At 60.5% G+C, this 19503-nt stretch carries 28 protein-coding genes and 1 pseudogene; 4 read left to right on the top strand and 25 right to left on the bottom strand.

Going from position 1 to position 19503, the window contains the following annotated elements; translation table 11 throughout:
• Window positions 1-13: 13 nt before the first annotated feature.
• Window positions 14-1168, top strand: a complete 1155-nt coding sequence (locus tag GH663_RS15625) for a Do family serine endopeptidase (RefSeq protein WP_153132627.1) — start codon at window positions 14-16, stop codon at window positions 1166-1168.
• A 61-nt stretch (window positions 1169-1229) separates the two neighbouring features.
• Window positions 1230-2036, top strand: a complete 807-nt coding sequence (locus tag GH663_RS15620) for a class II glutamine amidotransferase (protein WP_153132626.1) — start codon at window positions 1230-1232, stop codon at window positions 2034-2036.
• On the opposite strand, the gene tatC is transcribed toward GH663_RS15620, so the two are convergent.
• The 10 genes from tatC to hisB are packed head-to-tail and all read right to left on the bottom strand — an operon-like array spanning window position 2037 to window position 7349.
• On the bottom strand, window positions 2037-2849 hold the full coding sequence (tatC, locus tag GH663_RS15615) for a twin-arginine translocase subunit TatC (RefSeq protein WP_153132625.1): 813 nt from the start codon (window positions 2847-2849) through the stop codon (window positions 2037-2039). It abuts the gene before it with no gap.
• Window positions 2846-3214, bottom strand: a complete 369-nt coding sequence (gene tatB, locus GH663_RS15610) for a Sec-independent protein translocase protein TatB (RefSeq protein ID WP_153132624.1) — start codon at window positions 3212-3214, stop codon at window positions 2846-2848. The genes tatC and tatB overlap by 4 nt, the downstream gene beginning before the upstream one ends.
• 42 nt (window positions 3215-3256) lie before the next feature.
• Window positions 3257-3493, bottom strand: coding sequence for a Sec-independent protein translocase subunit TatA (gene tatA, locus GH663_RS15605; protein WP_066882083.1), 237 nt, complete (start codon window positions 3491-3493; stop codon window positions 3257-3259).
• A 9-nt stretch (window positions 3494-3502) separates the two neighbouring features.
• On the bottom strand, window positions 3503-3853 hold the full coding sequence (locus GH663_RS15600) for a histidine triad nucleotide-binding protein (protein ID WP_153132623.1): 351 nt from the start codon (window positions 3851-3853) through the stop codon (window positions 3503-3505).
• Window positions 3850-4176 (bottom strand): phosphoribosyl-ATP diphosphatase, encoded by a 327-nt coding sequence (locus tag GH663_RS15595; RefSeq protein ID WP_066882078.1) that lies wholly within the window; start codon window positions 4174-4176, stop codon window positions 3850-3852. The genes GH663_RS15600 and GH663_RS15595 overlap by 4 nt, the downstream gene beginning before the upstream one ends.
• A complete protein-coding gene (gene hisI / locus GH663_RS15590; protein ID WP_153132622.1) occupies window positions 4173-4571 on the bottom strand; it encodes a phosphoribosyl-AMP cyclohydrolase in 399 nt (132 codons plus the stop codon). Before hisI ends, GH663_RS15595 begins: the two co-directional genes overlap by 4 nt.
• The gene (gene hisF / locus GH663_RS15585; protein ID WP_153132621.1) at window positions 4568-5326 is read right to left on the bottom strand and encodes an imidazole glycerol phosphate synthase subunit HisF; all 759 of its coding nucleotides are present in this window, start codon (window positions 5324-5326) and stop codon (window positions 4568-4570) included. Before hisF ends, hisI begins: the two co-directional genes overlap by 4 nt.
• Window positions 5326-6078: a 1-(5-phosphoribosyl)-5-[(5-phosphoribosylamino)methylideneamino]imidazole-4-carboxamide isomerase gene (gene hisA / locus GH663_RS15580; RefSeq protein WP_153132620.1), complete on the bottom strand. Its 753-nt coding sequence runs from the start codon at window positions 6076-6078 to the stop codon at window positions 5326-5328. Before hisA ends, hisF begins: the two co-directional genes overlap by 1 nt.
• Before the next feature lie 39 nt (window positions 6079-6117).
• A complete protein-coding gene (gene hisH / locus GH663_RS15575) occupies window positions 6118-6765 on the bottom strand; it encodes an imidazole glycerol phosphate synthase subunit HisH (protein ID WP_153132619.1) in 648 nt (215 codons plus the stop codon).
• Window positions 6762-7349, bottom strand: coding sequence for an imidazoleglycerol-phosphate dehydratase HisB (gene hisB / locus GH663_RS15570; protein WP_153132618.1), 588 nt, complete (start codon window positions 7347-7349; stop codon window positions 6762-6764). Before hisB ends, hisH begins: the two co-directional genes overlap by 4 nt.
• Window positions 7350-7430: 81 nt before the next feature.
• Between hisB and hisC the strand changes: the two genes are divergently transcribed.
• Window positions 7431-8501 carry a histidinol-phosphate transaminase gene (gene hisC / locus GH663_RS15565; protein ID WP_153132617.1) on the top strand — a complete coding sequence of 357 codons (1071 nt, stop codon included), beginning with the start codon at window positions 7431-7433 and terminating at the stop codon, window positions 8499-8501.
• An 11-nt stretch (window positions 8502-8512) separates the two neighbouring features.
• The gene (locus tag GH663_RS15560) at window positions 8513-8872 is read left to right on the top strand and encodes a CZB domain-containing protein (RefSeq protein WP_170291438.1); all 360 of its coding nucleotides are present in this window, start codon (window positions 8513-8515) and stop codon (window positions 8870-8872) included.
• A gap of 3 nt (window positions 8873-8875) precedes the next feature.
• Here GH663_RS15560 and GH663_RS15555 read toward each other — a convergent pair whose 3' ends face one another.
• From GH663_RS15555 to GH663_RS15485, 15 genes and pseudogenes are all read right to left on the bottom strand, one after another.
• On the bottom strand, window positions 8876-9397 hold the full coding sequence (locus GH663_RS15555; protein WP_153132615.1) for a chromate transporter: 522 nt from the start codon (window positions 9395-9397) through the stop codon (window positions 8876-8878).
• Window positions 9394-9903 carry a chromate transporter gene (locus GH663_RS15550; protein WP_246181606.1) on the bottom strand — a complete coding sequence of 170 codons (510 nt, stop codon included), beginning with the start codon at window positions 9901-9903 and terminating at the stop codon, window positions 9394-9396. The genes GH663_RS15555 and GH663_RS15550 overlap by 4 nt, the downstream gene beginning before the upstream one ends.
• Window positions 9904-9982: 79 nt before the next feature.
• Window positions 9983-11284, bottom strand: coding sequence for a histidinol dehydrogenase (hisD, locus tag GH663_RS15545; protein ID WP_153132613.1), 1302 nt, complete (start codon window positions 11282-11284; stop codon window positions 9983-9985).
• A 4-nt stretch (window positions 11285-11288) separates the two neighbouring features.
• Entirely contained in the window at window positions 11289-11933 is a 645-nt protein-coding gene (gene hisG / locus GH663_RS15540) for an ATP phosphoribosyltransferase (protein WP_153132612.1), read from the bottom strand.
• Between the two features lie 349 nt (window positions 11934-12282).
• A complete protein-coding gene (locus GH663_RS15535; protein WP_066882050.1) occupies window positions 12283-12489 on the bottom strand; it encodes a cold-shock protein in 207 nt (68 codons plus the stop codon).
• 325 nt (window positions 12490-12814) lie between these two features.
• On the bottom strand, window positions 12815-14068 hold the full coding sequence (murA, locus tag GH663_RS15530; protein WP_066882049.1) for a UDP-N-acetylglucosamine 1-carboxyvinyltransferase: 1254 nt from the start codon (window positions 14066-14068) through the stop codon (window positions 12815-12817).
• Window positions 14061-14306, bottom strand: coding sequence for a BolA family protein (locus tag GH663_RS15525; protein ID WP_205629851.1), 246 nt, complete (start codon window positions 14304-14306; stop codon window positions 14061-14063). Before GH663_RS15525 ends, murA begins: the two co-directional genes overlap by 8 nt.
• Before the next feature lie 2 nt (window positions 14307-14308).
• Window positions 14309-15061 (bottom strand): ABC transporter permease, encoded by a 753-nt coding sequence (locus tag GH663_RS15520; RefSeq protein WP_066882047.1) that lies wholly within the window; start codon window positions 15059-15061, stop codon window positions 14309-14311.
• A gap of 53 nt (window positions 15062-15114) precedes the next feature.
• Window positions 15115-15777, bottom strand: a pseudogene (locus GH663_RS15515) (ABC transporter ATP-binding protein); the annotation flags it as partial.
• A 16-nt stretch (window positions 15778-15793) separates the two neighbouring features.
• On the bottom strand, window positions 15794-16075 hold the full coding sequence (locus GH663_RS15510; RefSeq protein WP_153132610.1) for an STAS domain-containing protein: 282 nt from the start codon (window positions 16073-16075) through the stop codon (window positions 15794-15796).
• Complete coding sequence (locus GH663_RS15505) at window positions 16072-16698, bottom strand: MlaC/ttg2D family ABC transporter substrate-binding protein (protein ID WP_153132656.1); 627 nt, start codon at window positions 16696-16698, stop codon at window positions 16072-16074. Before GH663_RS15505 ends, GH663_RS15510 begins: the two co-directional genes overlap by 4 nt.
• 14 nt (window positions 16699-16712) lie before the next feature.
• Window positions 16713-17438 (bottom strand): MlaA family lipoprotein, encoded by a 726-nt coding sequence (locus GH663_RS15500; protein WP_066882043.1) that lies wholly within the window; start codon window positions 17436-17438, stop codon window positions 16713-16715.
• Window positions 17435-17905: an outer membrane lipid asymmetry maintenance protein MlaD gene (gene mlaD / locus GH663_RS15495; protein WP_066882041.1), complete on the bottom strand. Its 471-nt coding sequence runs from the start codon at window positions 17903-17905 to the stop codon at window positions 17435-17437. Before mlaD ends, GH663_RS15500 begins: the two co-directional genes overlap by 4 nt.
• Window positions 17902-18696, bottom strand: coding sequence for a lipid asymmetry maintenance ABC transporter permease subunit MlaE (gene mlaE, locus GH663_RS15490; RefSeq protein ID WP_153132609.1), 795 nt, complete (start codon window positions 18694-18696; stop codon window positions 17902-17904). Before mlaE ends, mlaD begins: the two co-directional genes overlap by 4 nt.
• Window positions 18689-19501 (bottom strand): ABC transporter ATP-binding protein, encoded by an 813-nt coding sequence (locus GH663_RS15485; protein WP_153132608.1) that lies wholly within the window; start codon window positions 19499-19501, stop codon window positions 18689-18691. The genes mlaE and GH663_RS15485 overlap by 8 nt, the downstream gene beginning before the upstream one ends.
• Between the last annotated feature and the right edge of the window lie 2 nt (window positions 19502-19503).

Here is a 19503-nt window from a genome sequence, read left to right as displayed (position 1 = left end):
GATACGGTCTTTCATGCAGAGGTTGTGGCTGATTTTTGCACAAACGGTAACCGTTGCGGTTGCGATTCTGTTCGTGCTGACGACGCTGAAACCGGAATGGCTGCCGGCCCGCCCGGCCGTCATCGCCCTCAACGAAGCACCGGCCAATCCCGATGACGACAAGGCCAGCCCGGCTGGCTCCTACCGCGATGCCGCCCGTGCCGCCCTGCCCTCGGTCGTCCATATCTATACGACGCAGGAAATCAAGGCGCAGCGCCACCCGCTGTTCGACGACCCGATTTTCCGCCACTTCTTTGGCGACCGCCCGGAAGGCCAGACGCAACGCAACTCAGGCCTCGGCTCCGGCGTCATCGTCAGTCCGAACGGCTACATCCTGACCAATTTCCACGTCATTGAAGCGGCCGACGACATCCAGGTCTCGCTCAACGACGGCCACACCTATAAAGCCAAGATCATCGGCAGCGACCCGGAATCCGATCTCGCCATCCTGCAGATCAAGGCCGAAAAACTGCCGGCCGTCACTTTCGGCCAGGCCGAAAGCCTGCGCGTCGGCGATGTCGTGCTCGCCATCGGCAACCCCTTCGGCGTCGGCCAGACGGTCACCATGGGCATCGTCTCCGCTCTCGGCCGCTCGCATCTCGGCATTAACACCTTCGAAAACTTCATCCAGACCGACGCCGCGATCAACCCCGGCAATTCCGGCGGCGCGCTGGTCGATATCAACGGCAACCTGGTCGGCATCAACACAGCCATCTATTCGCGGACCGGCGGCTCGCACGGCATCGGCTTCGCGATCCCGGTCTCCAGCGCCCGCAACATCATGGAACAGATCATCCAGAGCGGCGCCGTGACACGCGGCTGGATCGGCGTCGAAGCCCAGGAAATCACCGCCGAACTCGCCGAGTCCTTCGGCCTGCCCGATACCGAAGGCGCCCTGATCGCCGGCGTCGTGCGCGGCAGCCCGGCCGACCTGGCCGGCATTCGCCCCGGCGACGTGCTGCTCGCCGTCAGCGGCAAGGCCGTCAAGGACCCGCAGGTCATGCTCGACCTGATCGCCGCCCTGAAGCCGGATGCCAACGCCGGATTCCGCCTGCGCCGCGACAAGACCATCGTTGAACTGCAGGTCAAGATCGGCAAGCGACCAACGATGCGCGCCGAAAAGGAATAAGCCATGCCCCCGCCGGTCGCCATGACGGCCCCGGCCTTCTGCAGGCCAAGGAGTACGTAAAATGTGCCAACTTCTCGGCATGAACTGCAATGTGCCGACCGACATCTGCTTTTCCTTCACCGGTTTCCAGGCCCGTGGCGGGGCAACCGACGTCCATTCTGATGGCTGGGGCATCGCCTTTTTCGAAGGCAAGGGCACCCGGATCTTTCTTGACCCGCAGCCCTCCTGCTCGTCACCGGTGGCCGAACTGGTCCGTGCCTACCCGATCCGCTCGAAGAACGTCATTGCCCATATTCGCAAGGCGACCCAGGGTGCAATCGGCCTGGAGAACACGCACCCGTTCATGCGCGAGTTGTGGGGGCGTTACTGGATCTTTGCCCATAACGGCAACCTGCTCAACTTCGCCCCGGAACTCGACGGCAGCTTTGTCCCGGTCGGCCTGACCGACAGCGAGCGGGCCTTCTGCTGGCTGCTGCAGCAACTGCGCCAGCGCTTCGGCAGCAACAGCCCGGCCCGCAGTGAACTGTTCGCTGCGCTGCATGCGCTGACGGTGGAAATCGCATCCTACGGCGAGTTCAATTTCCTGCTTTCCAACGGTGATTGCCTGTTCGCTCACGCCTCGACCCAGCTGACCTACATCGTGCGTCAGGCGCCCTTCACCCAGGCTCACCTGAACGATCAGGACGTCACCGTCGACTTCAGTTCGCTGACCAGTCCCGACGACCGGGTGGCGGTGATCGCCACGCAGCCGCTGACCGACAACGAAGCCTGGTTGTCGATGCCACGCGGCACGCTGTGGTGGTTCGAGGAAGGGGAAGTGGTGCAGTCGCTCGCGACCCGGCCCGGGCCCGAGCGCAAAGCCGGCTGATTACTTGCCGGAGAGCTTGCGGAACTCGTCTTCCGCCTGATCCATCGCCGCGTCCATTTTTGCCTCGGCGGCAGCGTCGACCGCTGGGGTTGGCTTCGAAATGAAGCGTGAAGCCAGAATGCCCAACTCGTAGAGCAGACACATCGGAATGGCCAGTGCCAGTTGCGAAACCACATCCGGCGGCGTCACCACTGCAGCCACGACAAAGGCGCCCACAATGAAGTAGGAGCGCCACTCAACCAGTTTTTCAACCGTCACCACGCCGAGCTTGACCAGTACCACCAGCGCCACCGGCACCTCGAAGGCGATACCGAAGGCCAGGAACATGGTCATCACGAAGGACAGGTAAGCTTCGATATCCGGCGCCGGCGTAATGCTCTTCGGCGCAAAGCTGTTTATGAAGTGAAAGACCTGGCCGAACACGAAGAAGTAGCAGAAGGACATGCCCAGCACGAACAGCAGGGTGCTGGAAATGATCAGCGGAATGCCGAGGCGCTTCTCGTGGGCATAGAGCCCCGGCGCAATGAAGGCCCAGGCCTGAAAAAGAATGAAGGGCAAGGCGATGATGAAAGCGACCATCGCCGTCACCTTCAGCGGAACCATGAAGGGCGTAATGACGCCAATCGCCACCATCTTGGTGCCTTCCGGCAGTGCGCTGGTCAGCGGCGCGGCCAGGATGTCGTAAATTACCCCCGGCCCGGGATAGAGACAGAGCCCCCCGAGCACGACGGCCACGGCGATCAGGCTACGCAGCAAACGGTCGCGCAACTCGACCAGGTGCGAAATGAAAGAGTCTTCCTGGGTATCGCTCATGCAGCCGGCTTGTTCAATGTTTCAGTCAACGCGGGCGCACTCTCGGCAACTTGTTTGGTGGCGGCTTCCAGACCAGCGACCGCCTCCTGGGCCGGGGCCTCGACCACGCTGCGCGCCGTTTCGTATTCTTTACGCACGGAATCCTCAAGCGCCCGTGCCGAATCGGTCACCTGCGTTTGCAATTTCTTCAACTCGTCGAGCTGAATTTCGCGATTGATGTCGGATTTGACGTCGTTAACGTAACGCTGCGCCCGGCCGAGCAAATGCCCGAGCGTACGCGCGACCTTCGGCAGTCGCTCCGGCCCGATGACGAGCAGGGCGACGACGCCGATAACCATGAGTTCGGAAAAGCCGATATCAAACATGTTTTAAAGCTTTGGCAACGAACGGGCGAGGCCCGCTCGCCATCAAGACTTGGTCTTTTCCTTGACTTCGACGTCGATGGTTTGTCCACCCACCTGCTGGGTGGGCTGGGTGGGCTGAGCGTCGGCCGGCTTGTCGGCATTCGCTTCCTTCATGCCGTCCTTGAAGCCCTTGACGGCGCCGCCCAGATCCTGACCGACATTGCGCAATTTCTTGGTACCGAAAACCAGCATGACGATGACCAGTACGATCAGCCAGTGCCAAATGGAAAAACTGCCCATGATTGTCTCCTAGATGCGTTTGAGCATGGGGCCGACCGGGTCCGGTCCGCCCACGATATGCGCGTGCAGATGCTGGACTTCCTGCTGCCCCACACGGCCTGTGTTGATGATGACGCGAAAGCCGTCCGGGCTGCCTTGAGCCACCGCAATTTCATTGGCCTTGGCCAGGATTTTGCCAAGCACGACCGTATCGTCGGCGCCAGCCGTCGCCAGCGACGTGATGTGCTTTTTCGGAATGACCAGCACATGGACCGGACGGACCGGGTTGATATCGTTGAAGGCGAGAATATCCTCGTCCTCGAAGACTTTCGTGGCCGGGATCTTGCCTTCGACGATCTTGCAGAAAATGCAGTCGCTCACTTGCTACCCCGCGCCGCCTTTTCGTCGATGCCGGAAATGCCTTCGCGGCGGCGCATTTCCTGCGAAACGTCCTCGATGCTCAAGCCGTAGAAGGCAAGCAGAACCAGCACGTGATAGATCACATCAGTCGATTCCCAGACGATGTTCAGCTTTTTGCCATCCTTGGCGGCCATGATCAGCTCGGCGCACTCCTCGCCGATCTTCTTCAGGATCGAATCCGGACCTTCGGAGAACAGCTTGGCGGTGTAAGACTTTTCCGGATCGGCATTACGACGGGAAGCCAGCGTGTCGGAGAGACGGTGCAGGATGTCATGCGTGCTCATTTATAGATTTCCTTCGGGTCTTTCAAAACCGGATCAGCGGGCAGCCAGCGCTCCCCCTGCAATTCATTGAAAAAACAGCTTTCACGTCCCGTATGACAGGCAATGCCGCCCACCTGTTCAATCGCCAGCAGCAATACGTCGCCGTCGCAATCGGTGCGGATAGCCTTCACTTTCTGGAAGTGGCCCGATTCCTCACCCTTGCGCCACAAGCGCTTTCGCGAACGCGACCAGTATACCGCGTTGCCGGAGGCGACCGTTTCCTGCAGCGATTCGCGATTCATGTAGGCGAACATGACGACCCGCCCGTTTTCGTCCTGGGCGATAGCCGGGATCATGCCTTCGGCGTCCCATTTCAATGCCGCCAGCCAGTCCAGGGAGTTGTCGAGATCGCTCACAAGCGGACTTCGATACCGCGCGACGCCATGTATTCCTTGGCTTGGCGCACGGTGTACTCACCGAAATGGAAAATTGACGCAGCCAGCACCGCATCGGCGCGGCCTTCGGTGACGCCGTCGGCCAGATGCTGCAGATTGCCGACCCCGCCGGAAGCGATCACCGGAATTTTCACCGCGTCGGAGACGGCGCGGGTCAGCGCCAGATCGAAGCCGTTCTTGGTGCCGTCGCGGTCCATGCTGGTCAACAGGATTTCACCGGCACCGAGCATTTCGACCTTTTTTGCCCAGTCGACCGCAGCCAAGCCGGTATCGTTGCGGCCGCCGTGCGTGAACACGTGCCACTGGCCCGGCGCAACCTGCTTGGCGTCGATGGCGACGACAATGCACTGCGAACCAACCTTGCTCGAGGCATCGAAGACCAGATCCGGGTTCTGCACCGCCGCCGTGTTCATCGACACCTTGTCGGCCCCGGCATTGAGCAGCCGGCGAACATCCTCGACCTTGCGCACGCCACCGCCCACCGTCAGGGGAATGAAAACCTGCTCGGCGCAGGCTTCGACGATGTGCAGGATGATGTCGCGCTGATCGCTGGACGCCGTGATGTCGAGGAAAGTGACTTCGTCGGCGCCCTGCTCGTCGTAGCGGCGGGCAATCTCGATCGGGTCGCCGGCATCGCGCAGGTCGACGAAGTTGGTCCCCTTGACGACGCGGCCAGCCGTGACGTCAAGACAAGGGATGATGCGTTTGGCGAGCATCAGGCGCCCGCTTTGACCATGAGTTCGTCGGCCATCTTCTGCGCCGCAGCAAAATCCAGCGAGCCGTCGTAGACGGCACGGCCAGCAATGGTGCCGACGACGCCTTCGCCCTCCACCGCGCACAAGGCCTTGATGTCGTCGAAATTGGAGAGGCCGCCGGAAGCGATGACCGGAATGGTCAGCGCCTGGGCGAGGCGTACCGTCGCATCGATATTGAGGCCGGAAAGCATGCCGTCGCGGCCGATGTCGGTATAAATGATCGACTCGACGCCGTAATCCTCGTATTTCTTGGCCAGATCGACCACGTCGTGGCCAGTCAGTTTGGACCAGCCATCGGTCGCCACCTTGCCGTCCTTGGCATCGAGGCCGACGATGATGTGACCGGGGAAGGCGACGCAGGCATCGTGCAGGAAGCCGGGGTTCTTGACCGCGGCAGTGCCGATGATGACGTAGGACAGACCGCCGTCGAGGCAGGCCTCGATGGTGTCGAGATCGCGGATGCCGCCACCGAGCTGAACCGGGATGTCATCCCCGACAACGTCGAGGATGGCGCGGATTGCCGCGGCATTTTTCGGCTTGCCGGCAAAGGCGCCGTTCAGGTCGACCAGATGCAGGCGACGGGCGCCTTGCGCGACCCAATGGCGGGCCATGTCGGCCGGGCTATCGGAGAAAACGGTGGCCTGTTCCATCAGGCCCTGCTTCAGACGAACGCACTGGCCGTCCTTCAAATCAATGGCGGGAATAATCAGCATGTGGGGGTATCAGAAAAGTAGAAACTCGACGGATGCGTATCAGGGACGCCACTCAACAAAATTCTTCAGGAGTTGCAGACCATCGCGAGCGCTTTTCTCGGGGTGGAATTGAACCGCGAAGATATTATCCCGGCCTACTGCACAGGTAAAGGGGATGCCGTACTCGCAGACGCCGGTGGTCAGCGCCGGATCGGCCGGCTGCACGCAGTAGCTATGCACGAAATAGAAGCGGGCGCCGTCTGCAATGCCGGCCCACATGGCATGCGGTTTCTGCTCCACCTCGTTCCAGCCCATGTGCGGCACTTTCAGGCGCAGGCCGTCGGCGCCCAGCATCTTGTCCTCGGGGAAGCGCTTGACCTCACCCGGAAAGATACCCAGGCCCGGCACGTTGCCTTCGTCGCTATGCGCGAACAGCATTTGCTGGCCGATGCAGATGCCGAGAAAGGGCTTGTCCTTGGCTGCCTGCAGCACGGCGGCGCGCAGGCCGCGGGCATCCAGTTCGCGCATGCAGTCGGGCATCGCGCCCTGACCGGGAAAGACGACGCGCTCTGCCGCCGCGACGACGGCCGGATCGGCGGTGACGATGACCTGCTTGTCGCCGGCCACATGCTCCAGCGCCTTCGACACCGAGCGCAGGTTCCCCATGCCGTAGTCGATGACGGCAATCGTCTTGCCTGCCGCCGTCACAGCGAGCCCTTCGTCGAGGGCATGACGCCGGCCATGCGCGCATCGGGCGTCACCGCCATGCGCAGCGCGCGGCCGAAGGCCTTGAAGATGGTTTCCGCCTGGTGATGGGCGTTCTTGCCGCGCAGGTTGTCGATATGCAGGGTCATGCCGGCGTGGTTGACCAGGCCGTGGAAGAATTCGCTGAACAGATCGACATCGAAGCTGCCGATCGCGGCGCGCGTGAAATCGACATGCATTTCCAGCCCCGGGCGACCGGAGAGGTCGATGACAACGCGCGACAGCGCCTCGTCGAGCGGTACGTAGCTGTGACCGTAGCGGGTCAGGCCCTTCTTGTCGCCCCAGGCCTTGGCCAGCGCCTGACCGAAGGTGATGCCGATGTCCTCGACCGTATGGTGGGCATCGATGTGCAGATCGCCGTTGGCCTGGATATCGAGATCAATCAGGCCGTGCCGGGCAATCTGGTCGAGCATGTGATCGAGAAAGGGCACGCCGGTGGCGAACTTGCCCTGACCGGTACCGTCGAGATCGAGACGCACGGTAATCTGCGTCTCCAGCGTGTTGCGAGTAATTTCGGCTTGCCGCATGGATAAAGGCTGCAAAAGGCGTTTGAACGGAGGGCCATGATACCATTTCGGCCTACTTTTAAGCTTTCCGTGAAAACCCCCATGAGTCGCTTCTGGAGCCAGGTCGTCCGCGACCTAACCCCCTACGTGCCGGGCGAGCAGCCCAAGCTCGCCAACCTGATCAAGCTCAACACCAACGAGAACCCTTTTCCGCCGTCGCCCAAGGTGCTGGCGGCGATTCAGGGCGAGTTGGGCGACGATGCGGCGCGCCTGCGCCTTTACCCCGATCCGAATGCCGACCTGCTGAAGAGTGCCATCGCCAAGACACATGGCGTCACTGCCCAGCAGATTTTCGTCGGCAACGGCTCCGACGAGGTGCTGGCCCATGTTTTCATGGCCCTGCTCAAGCACGATCAACCGATCCTCTTCCCGGACATCACCTACAGTTTTTATCCTGTTTATTGCGGGCTGTATGGCGTCGCTCACGAAAGCGTGCCGCTGGCCGATGATTTCACGATCAATCCGGCCGATTACCGCGGTCGACCGAACGGCGGCATCATTTTCCCCAACCCGAATGCGCCAACCGGCCGCCTGCTGGCGCTCGATGCCATCGAGCAGATCCTCCAGGGCAATCCGGATTCGGTGGTCGTCGTCGATGAGGCCTATGTCGATTTCGGCGGCGACAGCGCCATTTCGCTGGTCGATCGTTACGACAACCTGCTGGTCATCCACACCATGTCCAAGTCCCGCTCGCTGGCCGGGTTGCGCGTCGGTTTCGCGATCGGCCACCCGGCGCTGATCGAGGCACTGGAACGGGTCAAGAACAGCTTCAACTCCTACCCACTGGATCGCCTCGCCATCGTCGGCGCTGTCGCCGCAATGGAAGACGCAGATTATTTCCAGCAATGCAGCCGCGCGGTTATTGCCACTCGCGACACGTTGACCGCCGGACTGCAAGCACTCGGCTTCGAAGTCCTGCCCTCGGCCGCCAACTTCATCTTCGCCCGCCATCCACAGCGCGACGCCGCGCAACTGGCGCAGGCGCTGCGCGAAAAGAGCATCATCGTCCGCCACTTCAAGCTGCCGCGCATCGATCAGTTCATGCGGATCACGGTCGGCACGGACGCCGAATGCCAGGCACTGACCGACGCCCTGACCGGCATCCTGAACTAGGGGAACACGCGATGCAGAATATCAACTTTGACGAAGCCATCCGCCTGCACAACACCTGGCGTAGGCAGTTCATGACTGCCTTCGCGGCGGGCAGCTATGCCGACATGCCGCTTTCGGACCATCGCAGCTGCACCCTCGGCCAGGCCCTCGCCGCGGCGACCGGCGCCGGCGCCGAGCAGCCCGAGTTCCAGCGGCTGATCGCGGTGCATAAGCGCTTCCACGCCATCGCCAACGAAATCCTCGAACTCAGCGTGAACGGCATGGCAGACTCCGCCGACCTGATGCTGCCCGAACTGGCCGATCAGTCGCACCGCCTCGCCAACCTGCTCGACGAACTGCGCTCCCACCAGAGCGCTATCGGCCAGGCCTGAACACTAGACCCAGCCCAACAGTCCGATCAGCGCCCCGGCGCCGATCAGCCACAGCGGGTGCAGTTTCGTTCGCAAATTGACCGCGACGCTGACCGCGACCAGCCCCCACGCGGCAGGGCCAAAGCCGGCAGCCTGCGCGATCAGCGTCGCCCCGGAAAAAACGAGGCCAACCGCCAGCGGTGCCACCCCCAAGCTGATCGCCTTTTGCCAGCGCCGGCCAGCAAAACTCTCCCAGCGGTCGATCAACAAGTAAATCAATACGCTCATCGGCAGACACATGGCCAGCGTCGCGGCCAGCGCACCGAGCAGTCCGGCAATTTCCCAGCCGATCAGCGTCACGACCAGCACGTTCGGCCCCGGTGCCGCCTGGGCAATGGCATAGAGATGGGTAAAGGTGGTGTCATCGAGCCAGTGGTGGTTATCGACCACGACCCGGTGCATTTCCGGCAGCAGCGCCGTGGCGCCGCCGAAAGCAACGAAAGAAAGCAGCGCAAATTCGAGGAAGAGTTCGACGACAAGGGTCATCGCCGCCCCAACTTCCAGTAGGCAACCCCACCGGCCAGCAGCAGGCCGGCGATCATCACGGCTGGCATCGGCCAGCGCAGGCCGGCAATGGCTGCTGCGGTCAACGCTGTAAACGGCAGGAAAACGGGCTTGTCCTTGAGCGCCATGCCCATCCGCCAGGCCATCGCGAACAATAGGCCGCAACCGACGGCGGCAATGCCGCGCAGCATGGATTGGGCAAGCGGCAAGCTACCGTAGCGGTCGTAGAGCATTGCGAGCAGCAAGACAATGGCGAACGGCCCCGCCAGCAGGCCAAGCGGTGCCACGATGGCGCCGGCCACGCCCTGATAGCGCTTGCCGACGACGACGGCCAGGTTGATCACATTCGGCCCCGGCAGGAACTGGCAGAGACCGAGCTGGGCATTGAACTCCTCGGCTGTCATCCAGGCTTTTTGTTCGACCAGCATGCGGCGGGCGAAAGGCAGCACGCCACCGAAGCCAGACAGTCCGACGGCGGAAAAGCCCAAAAAAAGCGCCCGGAGGTCCGGGCGGCTTTGGCTTTCTGTGACCGCTGCGGTCAACGCCGTTTCCCGGCCAATTTCCGACTCAATCTTCCAGCCGGAACTCAGCCGACTTGGCGTGCGCCGGTAAACCTTCACCATGCGCCAGCGTCGAGGCGATCCGGCCTAGAGTCTGGGCGCCGGCTTTCGAAACCTTGATCAGGCTGGTCCGCTTCTGGAAATCGTAAACGCCGAGCGGCGACGAGAAGCGTGCGCTGCCGGAGGTCGGCAGTACGTGGTTCGGGCCGGCACAGTAGTCGCCGAGCGATTCCGAGGTGTAGTGGCCGATGAAGATGGCCCCGGCGTGGTGGATCTTACCCACCCACGGGTCCGGGTCAGCCAGCGCCAGTTCGAGGTGTTCCGGCGCGACGCGGTTGGCGATGGCGACCGCCTCCTCCATGTCACGAACCAAAATGAAGGCACCGCGATTGCGCAGCGAGGTTTCAATCACTTCGCGGCGCGGCATGGTCGGCAGCAGTTTTTCGATGCTGGCCTGAACGCGCTCGATATAGGCGGCATCGGTACAGATCAGGATTGATTGCGCCAGTTCGTCGTGCTCGGCCTGCGAGAAGAGGTCCATCGCCACCCAGTCGGGGTCGCCGGAACCGTCGGTCACGACGAGAATCTCGGAGGGGCCTGCCACCATGTCGATACCGACGATGCCGAAAACCCGGCGCTTGGCGCAGGCGACATAGGCATTGCCGGGGCCGACGATCTTGTCGACCTGCGGCACGGTTTGCGTGCCGTAAGCCAGCGCCCCCACCGCCTGCGCGCCGCCGATAGTGAACACACGGTCAACGCCGGCCAGACAGGCCGCCGCCAGGACCAGCGCGTTGTGCTCGCCGCCCGGGGTCGGAACGACCATGATCAGTTCCTTGACGCCGGCGACCTTGGCCGGAATCGCGTTCATCAGCACCGACGACGGATAGGCCGCCTTGCCGCCCGGCACGTAGAGGCCGACTCGGTCGAGGGGGGTGATCATCTGGCCAAGCATGGTGCCATCGGCCTCGGTGTAAGACCAGCCTTCCAGACGCTGCTTCTCGTGATAGACGCGAACGCGCTGGGCGGCCGCTTCCAGCGCCTGACGCTGTGCCGCCGGCAGACTGTCGAGAGCCTTCTGCATCTCGGCTTTCGACAACTCCAGATCGGCCATGCCGCCGGCCGTCAGACGGTCGAACTTGTTGCTGTATTCGACGACTGCCGCATCGCCGCGCGCCTTGACGTCGGCCAGGATGCCGATCACGGTGCGCTCGATACCTTCGTCCTGCGCCGCCTCGAAAGCGAGCAGCGCGTCCATTTTTGCCGTGAAATCGGCGTCTACCGTAGCAAGGCGTTTGATGGCGACCATGGGCTTACTTCTCCACCGCCTGGGCAAAGGCGTCGATAATCGGTTGCAGGGTTTCGCGCTTGACCTTGAGCGAGGCCTGATTGACGACCAGCCGCGAGGAAATCGGCATGATGTCCTCGACCGCGACCAGCTTGTTGGCCTTCAATGTGCCGCCGGTCGATACCAGGTCGACGATGGCGTCGGCCAGGCCGGCCAGTGGTGCCAGCTCCATCGAACCGTAGAGCTTGATCAAATCGACATGGACGCCCTTGCTGGCGAAATGCTCCCGCGCCGTCTTGATGTACTTGGAAGCCACCTTGAGGCGAGCGCCCTGGCGCACAGCGTTCTGGTAATCGAAACCTTCCGGCACGGCGACCATCATCCGACACTTGGCGATATTCAGGTCGAGCGGCGAATAGAGCCCCTCCCCCCCATGCTCGATCATCACGTCGCGGCCGGCGACGCCGAGGTCGGCCGCACCGTACTGGACGTAAGTCGGCACATCGGTGGCGCGCACGATGACGACGCGGACTTCGGGACGATTGGTCTCGATGATCAGCTTGCGCGATGTTTCCGGATTTTCGGTCGGGACGATCCCCGCCGCTGCGAGCAGCGGCAGGGTTTCGTCAAAAATGCGGCCCTTGGACAGGGCAATGGTGATGGTCGTCACGGGGGCTCTTGCTAAAAGGGCGAAAGCGCCATTTTAGCAGAGCCCTACAGATAGCCGAGGTGACGAGGCGAGCAAAGCGCGAAATCCGAGACAAAGGTGACCAACATCACCCCGGCCCGCCTCTTTCAGACTTAGCCAGAACGGCGGACGCGGCCCGGCAAGCCCGGGCCTGCAAGGCGCTGCCACCAGGACACAGGTGTGCCAAGGCGGCGACGATGAAAGTTCCTCGCTGCACTGCTGCCTCCTGATGAGCCGGCCCCAGCACACTAGGTACAACCTAAAACCGCGCCACGTAAACGCAAAAAAGCCCGGCGAACCGGGCTTCTTTCAGCTTGCGCTATCGCTTGGCTTATTCAACCGGGCGAATGTTGGCAGCTTGCTTGCCCTTCGGGCCGGTGACGATATCGAAGGTCACCTTTTGGTTCTCGGCCAGGGTCTTGAAACCATTGCCTTGAATTGCGGAGAAGTGAGCGAACAGGTCTTCGCCGCCTTCAGACGGGGAGATGAAGCCGAAGCCTTTAGCGTCGTTGAACCACTTAACGGTACCATTTGCCATTTTTAGCATCCTTGGTAAAAAATATACAGGTGGACAATAAATTGTCCGGGAAATACGAGATCAAGACCGAGGAGCTGGCAAACCGAAAAGCTGGCAGCTAGAAGCTACTAGCAGGGTACGGCGTAGGCACAAAACACTGCCTGGAAATCCCGAAGTTCAGAGTATGGACCTCGATTCCGATTAATGCAAAGTATTTTTTGGAATTACCACCACCCCACACCAAAAGGCGACCAAATCAACGAATAAACAACATTTATAAAACAACAACGGGGCCGGTCACCCAGCCCTAAGGCATGCCGCAGAAGCGACATGCCTGCGGCCAGGCTTAGTGCACGCGCTTGACGCTGGCCCCAAGTTTTGCCAATTTTTCCTCGATCCGCTCATAGCCGCGATCGAGATGATAAATGCGGTCTATCAGCGTTTCTCCCTGGGCAACTAGGGCGGCAATGACCAGCGAAGCAGAAGCACGCAGATCGGTCGCCATCACCGTCGCCCCTTCCAGCCGGTCCACACCACGGACGATGGCATTGTTGCCCTCGATCTGGATATTGGCCCCGAGACGCATCAACTCGTTAACATGCATGAAGCGGTTTTCGAAAATGGTTTCCCGGATGGTCGCCACGCCATCGGCCACACAGTTGATCGCCATGAACTGCGCCTGCATGTCGGTCGGAAAAGCAGGATACGGTGCAGTACGAAGACTGACTGCCTTCAGGCGCTGTGGCGCAACCAGACGGATTGCATCGCGTTCGACGGTAATTTCACAACCGGCATCCATCAACTTATCGACCACCGTATCGAGATAGGCGGCGGACGTCTTGACCAGACGAATATCGCCCCCGGTCGCCGCAGCGGCACACAAATAGGTCCCGGTCTCGATCCGGTCAGGCATGATCGAATGTGTCGCACCATGCAGTTTATCGACACCGTGGATACGAATGACATCGGTCCCCGCTCCCGAAATCCGGGCACCCATGCTGACCAGGCAGTTGGCCAGATCGACCACTTCCGGCTCGCGCGCAGCGTTTTCGATGATCGTCTCACCGTCGGCCAGACAAGCCGCCATCATCAGGTTTTCGGTACCGGTAACGGTCACCATGTCGGTACAGATGCGGGCGCCCTTCAGGCGCGCCGCCTTGGCATGAACATAACCCTGCTCGACCTTGACTTCGGCCCCCATCGCCTGCAAGCCCTTGATGTGCTGGTCGACCGGCCGAGCGCCAATCGCGCAACCGCCGGGCAGCGACACCCGTGCCTCGCCACAGCGCGCCAGCAGTGGCCCCAGCACGAGGATCGAGGCGCGCATGGTCTTGACCATCTCGTAAGAGGCGATCGGGTTGTTGAGCCCGCCGCCGTTCAAGACCAGGCCATCAACCCCGTCCATGGTCACGCCCACCCCCATTTCGGCCAACAGGCGGAGCATCGTCGAAATATCGTTGAGATGCGGCACATTGGTCAGATGCAATGGCTCAGTGGTCAGCAAGGAAGCGCAAAGGATCGGCAGCGCCGCATTCTTGGCACCGGAAATTGCCACTTCGCCGGAGAGGGCACTGCCGCCCTGAATCAATAATTTATCCACGCTGGGCGCTCCACTCTTCCGGGGTCAATGTTTTGAACGACAGGGCATGCAATTCACCGGAGTCAAATCTTGCCTTGAGGATTTTATTCACGTGCTGCTGACGCTGGACGCGGTTCTTGCCGACAAACTCCGCACTGACCACAAGGGCCTCGAAGTGCTGCCCGTCGCCATCCAGGGCGAGGTGTTCGCAGGTCATGCCGGCGAGTATGAGTTGCTTGATCTGGTCAGGGTGCATCATGTTTAAGCTCTTAGTTTCCAGCCCCGCTTGAGCAGACTCAGAGTCAGCGCAAAGACGACAGCGAAGCAGGCGACAACAACCGTCAGGCTGATCTCGGGTGCCACATCCGAGACACCGAAAAAGCCATAGCGGAAGCCATCAATCATGTAAAAAACGGGATTGTAATGCGACAGGCGCTGCCAAAATTCGGGCAGCGTGTAAATCGAATAGAAGACGCCAGAGAGCATAGTCAGCGGCATGATCAAAAAGTTCTGGAAAGCTGCCAACTGGTCGAATTTCTCTGACCAGATTCCGGCAATCATGCCCAGCGCCGCAAACAGTCCGCCACCGAACAATGCAAAGGCGAAAATCCAGAGCGGCGCAACAATTTTGAGCTCGGTAAACCAGACTGTCGCCAGCAACACACCAAGCCCCACCATCAAGCCGCGCGCTACTGCCGCCAAAACGTAGGCGGCAAAAAAGGCACTGTAGGGAATCGGCGGCAACAGCACGAAAATGATCGAGCCGGTAATCTTGGCCTGAATCAGGCTCGATGACGAATTGGCAAAGGCATTTTGCAAAACCTGCATCATCACCAGCCCCGGCACCAGAAAGGTCGTATAACGCACGCCGTGCACCTGCACGTGTTCGTCGAGCACGTGACCGAAAATCAGCAGGTAGAGCAGCGCTGTCAGCACCGGCGCGCCGACGGTCTGGAAGGCCACCTTCCAGAAACGCAGCAATTCCTTATAGAAGAGCGTCCAGAAACCGATCATTGGTTCATCGTCCGCACAAAGACATCTTCCAGCGTACCGCCGGGATGGGCGGCCATCAGGTTGGCCGTGGTATCAAGTGCGATGACGCGGCCCTGCTTCATCAGGGCGATCCGACCGCACAAGGCCTCGGCCTCCTCGAGATAATGCGTCGTCAAAATGATGGTATGCCCTTCACCGTTCAGGCGGCGGACAAACTGCCACAAGCCCTGTCGCAATTCGACATCGACGCCGGCCGTCGGCTCATCCAGCACGATCACCGGCGGCTTATGGACCAACGCCTGGGCAACCAGCACCCGTCGCTTCATCCCGCCGGACAGGCGACGCATATTGACCTCGGCCTTGCTGGTCAAGTCGAGGTTTTCGAGAATCTCGTCAATCCAGTCATCATTCTTGCGAATACCGAAATAGCCGGACTGAATGCGTAGCGTCTCCCGCACATTGAAGAAGGGATCAAAGACCAGTTCCTGCGGCACCACGCCGAGCAAACGGCGCGCCTCGCGAAAATCCTTGACGACATCGTGCCCCATGACTTTCAGGGAACCGGAATCCGGGCGCAGCAAGCCGGCCAGCGAGGAAATCAGCGTCGTCTTGCCAGCGCCATTCGGGCCGAGCAACCCGAAAAACCCCCCTTGCTCGATCTCCAGGGAAACACCGGCCAGTGCTTTCAGCGAACCGAAATGCTTGACGACATCAATAATGGAAACGGCAGCGACCATTGCGATGAATGGCACCTCAAGCGAGGGGCAGCAACTCCGAAACGCCGTACAACTCGGCCAGCGAACGCACGCCCGCCGGAATATGGGCAAATTTGACGGTCGACCGCGCGGCTTCGGCCGATCGCAACCAGCCGAGCATCACGGCAATGGCTGAAGAGTCAGCCTCGCTGACTTCGGAAAAATCAAAGACCTGCTCGCCTGCCATTAAAGCAGAACGGCCTGCTTCAAGCAGGCCGCGCGCATTGGCCATGACAAGGGGCACCTTGACAAGAAGGTGCCCGGCCACCTGTTCGATCATTTTTTTTCTGCCTTGGCGAGATTTGCTTCCAGCGACTTGTTCTTGGCGCTGATCGAGGCGATCAAACCATCAACCCCGCCGTTACGCACCTCCTGGCCAAACTGGTCGCGATAATTGGTAACCAAACTAATACCGGCCACCACGACGTCGTAAACCTTCCAGCCGCCATCCAGCTTTTCCAGACTGTAATCCAGTTGCACCGGCTTGCTCCCCGGTTGCAGCACTTCGGTCCGCACCAGCACATCGGTCTCGCCAGCATTCATCTTGAATGGCTTATAGACGATCTTCTGGTTCTTGTAGCCGGTCAAGGCATTGGCATAGGTACGAACCAGCAAGGTCTTGAACTCATGCGTCAAGGCTTGCTGCTGTGGCGGCGTCGCCTTTTTCCAGTCCTTACCCATGGCCAGCGCGGTCATGTGCGGAAAATTGAAATGCGGCAACACCTTCTTGTCGACCAGGTCGATCACCTTCTGCGTGCTGCCGCCCTGGATATCCTTGTCCTTGCGAACAATCTCCAGCACCTCCTCGGTCACCTGCTGCACCAAGGCATCCGGCGCTTCCTGTGCGTGCGCAGAAGCAATCAGCGAACCCGCAAAAACAACGGCAAAGAACTGTTTAATCATCATTTTCCCAACAATCAATCTTCAAGCCGCGGCGGGCGGCCATCAAAAATCTGGTTACGGCGACGCTGCAAGTAAGCATCGCGAATATAGGCATACTTGTCGAGCGCCGCTTCCTCGACCACCTTGTCGGCCGGCAACAGGCTGGCGCGAATATCGACGAAACGCAGAGCAACCATGCTGTTGCGCGTCGAAATTGGGCGCACGCGCCATACCGGATCGACATAGGAATCAATAGCCCAGCCAGCGGTATCGCGCGCGGTACGGGGACCGATTACCGGCCAGAACAGGTAGCCGCCATCACCGACGCCCCACACCGCCATGGTCTGGCCAAAATCCTCTTCATGCTTCTCCAGCCCCAATTCGCTGGCCACATCGAACAATCCGAAAATGCCCACTGTCGAATTGATCAACAAACGTCCGACATCGACTCCCGCATCAGCGAACTTACCCTGCAGTGCGCTATTTGCACCAATCCACAGATCGCCGACATTGCCAAAGAAGTTGCCAAACCCTGCCTTTACCGGCAGCGGAGCAACGTGGTCATAAACCTGGGCAACCGGCTTGGCGGCATATTTATCCACCACTTCGTTGACTGCGAACATGCTGCGATTGAAGCCCTCGTAAGGGTCACGCGGATTGCCCTCGGCCAAAACACTGCCCGCACACGCCAGCAACACGCCTCCTCCAACCAGCCATTTGCTGCATGCCCGCATCACCCAAGCCCCTTGCTTCAACGTCATTTTTTATCCTGTCCGTCCGCTGCCTTGCTGAAAAGAAACTGGCTGATCATTTTCTCGAGAACGACGGCAGATTGCGTCTTGGCAATCGTGTCGCCGGCCTTCAACATTTTTTCGTCGCCCCCAACGTCAAGGCCGACATATTGCTCACCAAGCAAGCCCGCCGTATAAATCGATGCGAAAGTATCTTTCGGGAACTGGTAACGACCGTCGACATTCAGGGTCACCACCGCCTCGTAGCTCACCGGGTCAAACTTGATCTCGGCAATCCGGCCGACCACGACACCAGCGCTCTTCACCGGACCGCGCACTTTTAACCCGCCGATGTTATCAAACTTGGCCTGCAGCACGTAAGTCTCAGACATGTGCGCAGACGAGAGGTTGCCCACCTTGAGTGCCAAAAACAACAAAGCTGCGATACCCAATGCGACAAAAAAGCCGACCCAGAGGTCGAGGACGGTACGGTTCATGAAGCTCCCCGAAACATGAAGGAAGTGAGAACGAAATCAAGTGCCAGTATAGTCAGCGCTGAAGTGACCACGGTGCGAGTAATCGCCCGCGACACACCTTCGGCGGTCGGCACGGAATCGTAACCTTCGAAAACAGCAATCAGCGAAACCGCGATGCCAAAGACAAAACTCTTGATGACGCCATTCCAGACGTCGTAACGCCAGTCGACGCCGGCCTGCATCTGCGACCAGAAGGCACCATCATCGACACCGATGAAGACAACGCCGATCAACCAGCCACCGAGCACTCCCATCGCCGAGAACATTGCGGCAAGCAGCGGCATCGCGACCACGCCGCCCCAGAAGCGCGGCGCCACGACCCGGGCAATCGGATTGACCGCCATCATGTCCATCGCCTTCAGTTGTTCGGTCGCCTTCATCAAACCGATTTCGGCCGTCACCGACGAACCGGCGCGCGAAGCAAAGAGCAGGGCTGCCACCACCGGCCCGAGTTCGCGGGTCAGCGACAGCGCCACCAGGACGCCGAGCGCCTCGGTCGAACCGTAGCGCTGCAGCGTCTCGAAACCTTGCAAGCCCAAGACCAAGCCGACGAACAAGCCGGAGACGAGAATGATCAGTAGCGACAGCACGCCACTGAAATAGATTTCCCGCAGGGTCAGCGGCAACCGACGAAATGAGGTGCCAGAAAGCCTCAGAATGGCAACGAAGAAACGGGCGGCGAAACCCAGTCGCCAGATACGTTCGACCGTTGCATGCCCCAACTTACGGATCAACGAGGCCGGGCTAAACACGCGTCACTCCGGCCAGCAACTCCTGCCGAATGGAGGGCGCGGGATAGTCGAAGTGCACCGGCCCTTCGACCTCGGCATAGACAAATTGATGCACGAAAGGATCTTTCGAGGCGCGAATTTCGTCAGGCGTTCCTTCCGCCACAACGCGGCCGCCATTGAGGAAATAGATGTAATCAACGATCAGCAAGGACTCGTGAATGTCGTGCGTCACCATGATCGAGGTCGCCCCGAGCGCGTCATTCAACTTGCGGATCAACTGGCCGATCACGCCCAGCGCGATCGGATCAAGGCCGGTAAACGGTTCGTCGTACATGACCAGCATCGGGTCAAGCGCCACCGCCCGCGCCAGGGCCACCCGCCGGGCCATGCCGCCGGAAAGTTCGCCCGGCATCAGCTTGCGCGCACCGCGCAGACCGACCGCCTCAAGTTTCATCATGACCAGGTCGCGGATCATTTCTTCCGACATGTCGGTATGTTCGCGCAGCGGGAAAGCGACGTTGTCGAAAACCGACATGTCGGTGAACAAGGCGCCAAACTGGAAGAGCATCCCCATCTTCCGGCGCAGGCGGTACAACTCAGCCTCCGACATTTCACAGACCTGATGCTTTTCCAGACGCACCCGCCCGCCGGTTGGCCTCAATTGCCCCCCGATGCAGCGCAGCAGGGTGGTCTTGCCACAGCCGGAACCACCCATGATGGCGACTACCTTGCCACGCGGAATCTTCATGTTGATTCCCTGCAGCACCGGCCGGCCGTCGTAATTGAATTGAAGGTCCTCGATATCGACCAAAATGTCGTCGGGCAAAG

Source organism: Dechloromonas hortensis (genome assembly GCF_009469765.1).
GTDB classification, from domain to species: Bacteria; Pseudomonadota; Gammaproteobacteria; order Burkholderiales; family Rhodocyclaceae; genus Azonexus; species Azonexus hortensis.
The sequence above is the reverse complement of the archived record's forward strand: the minus strand, read 5'-3'. Positions and strand labels throughout refer to the sequence as shown.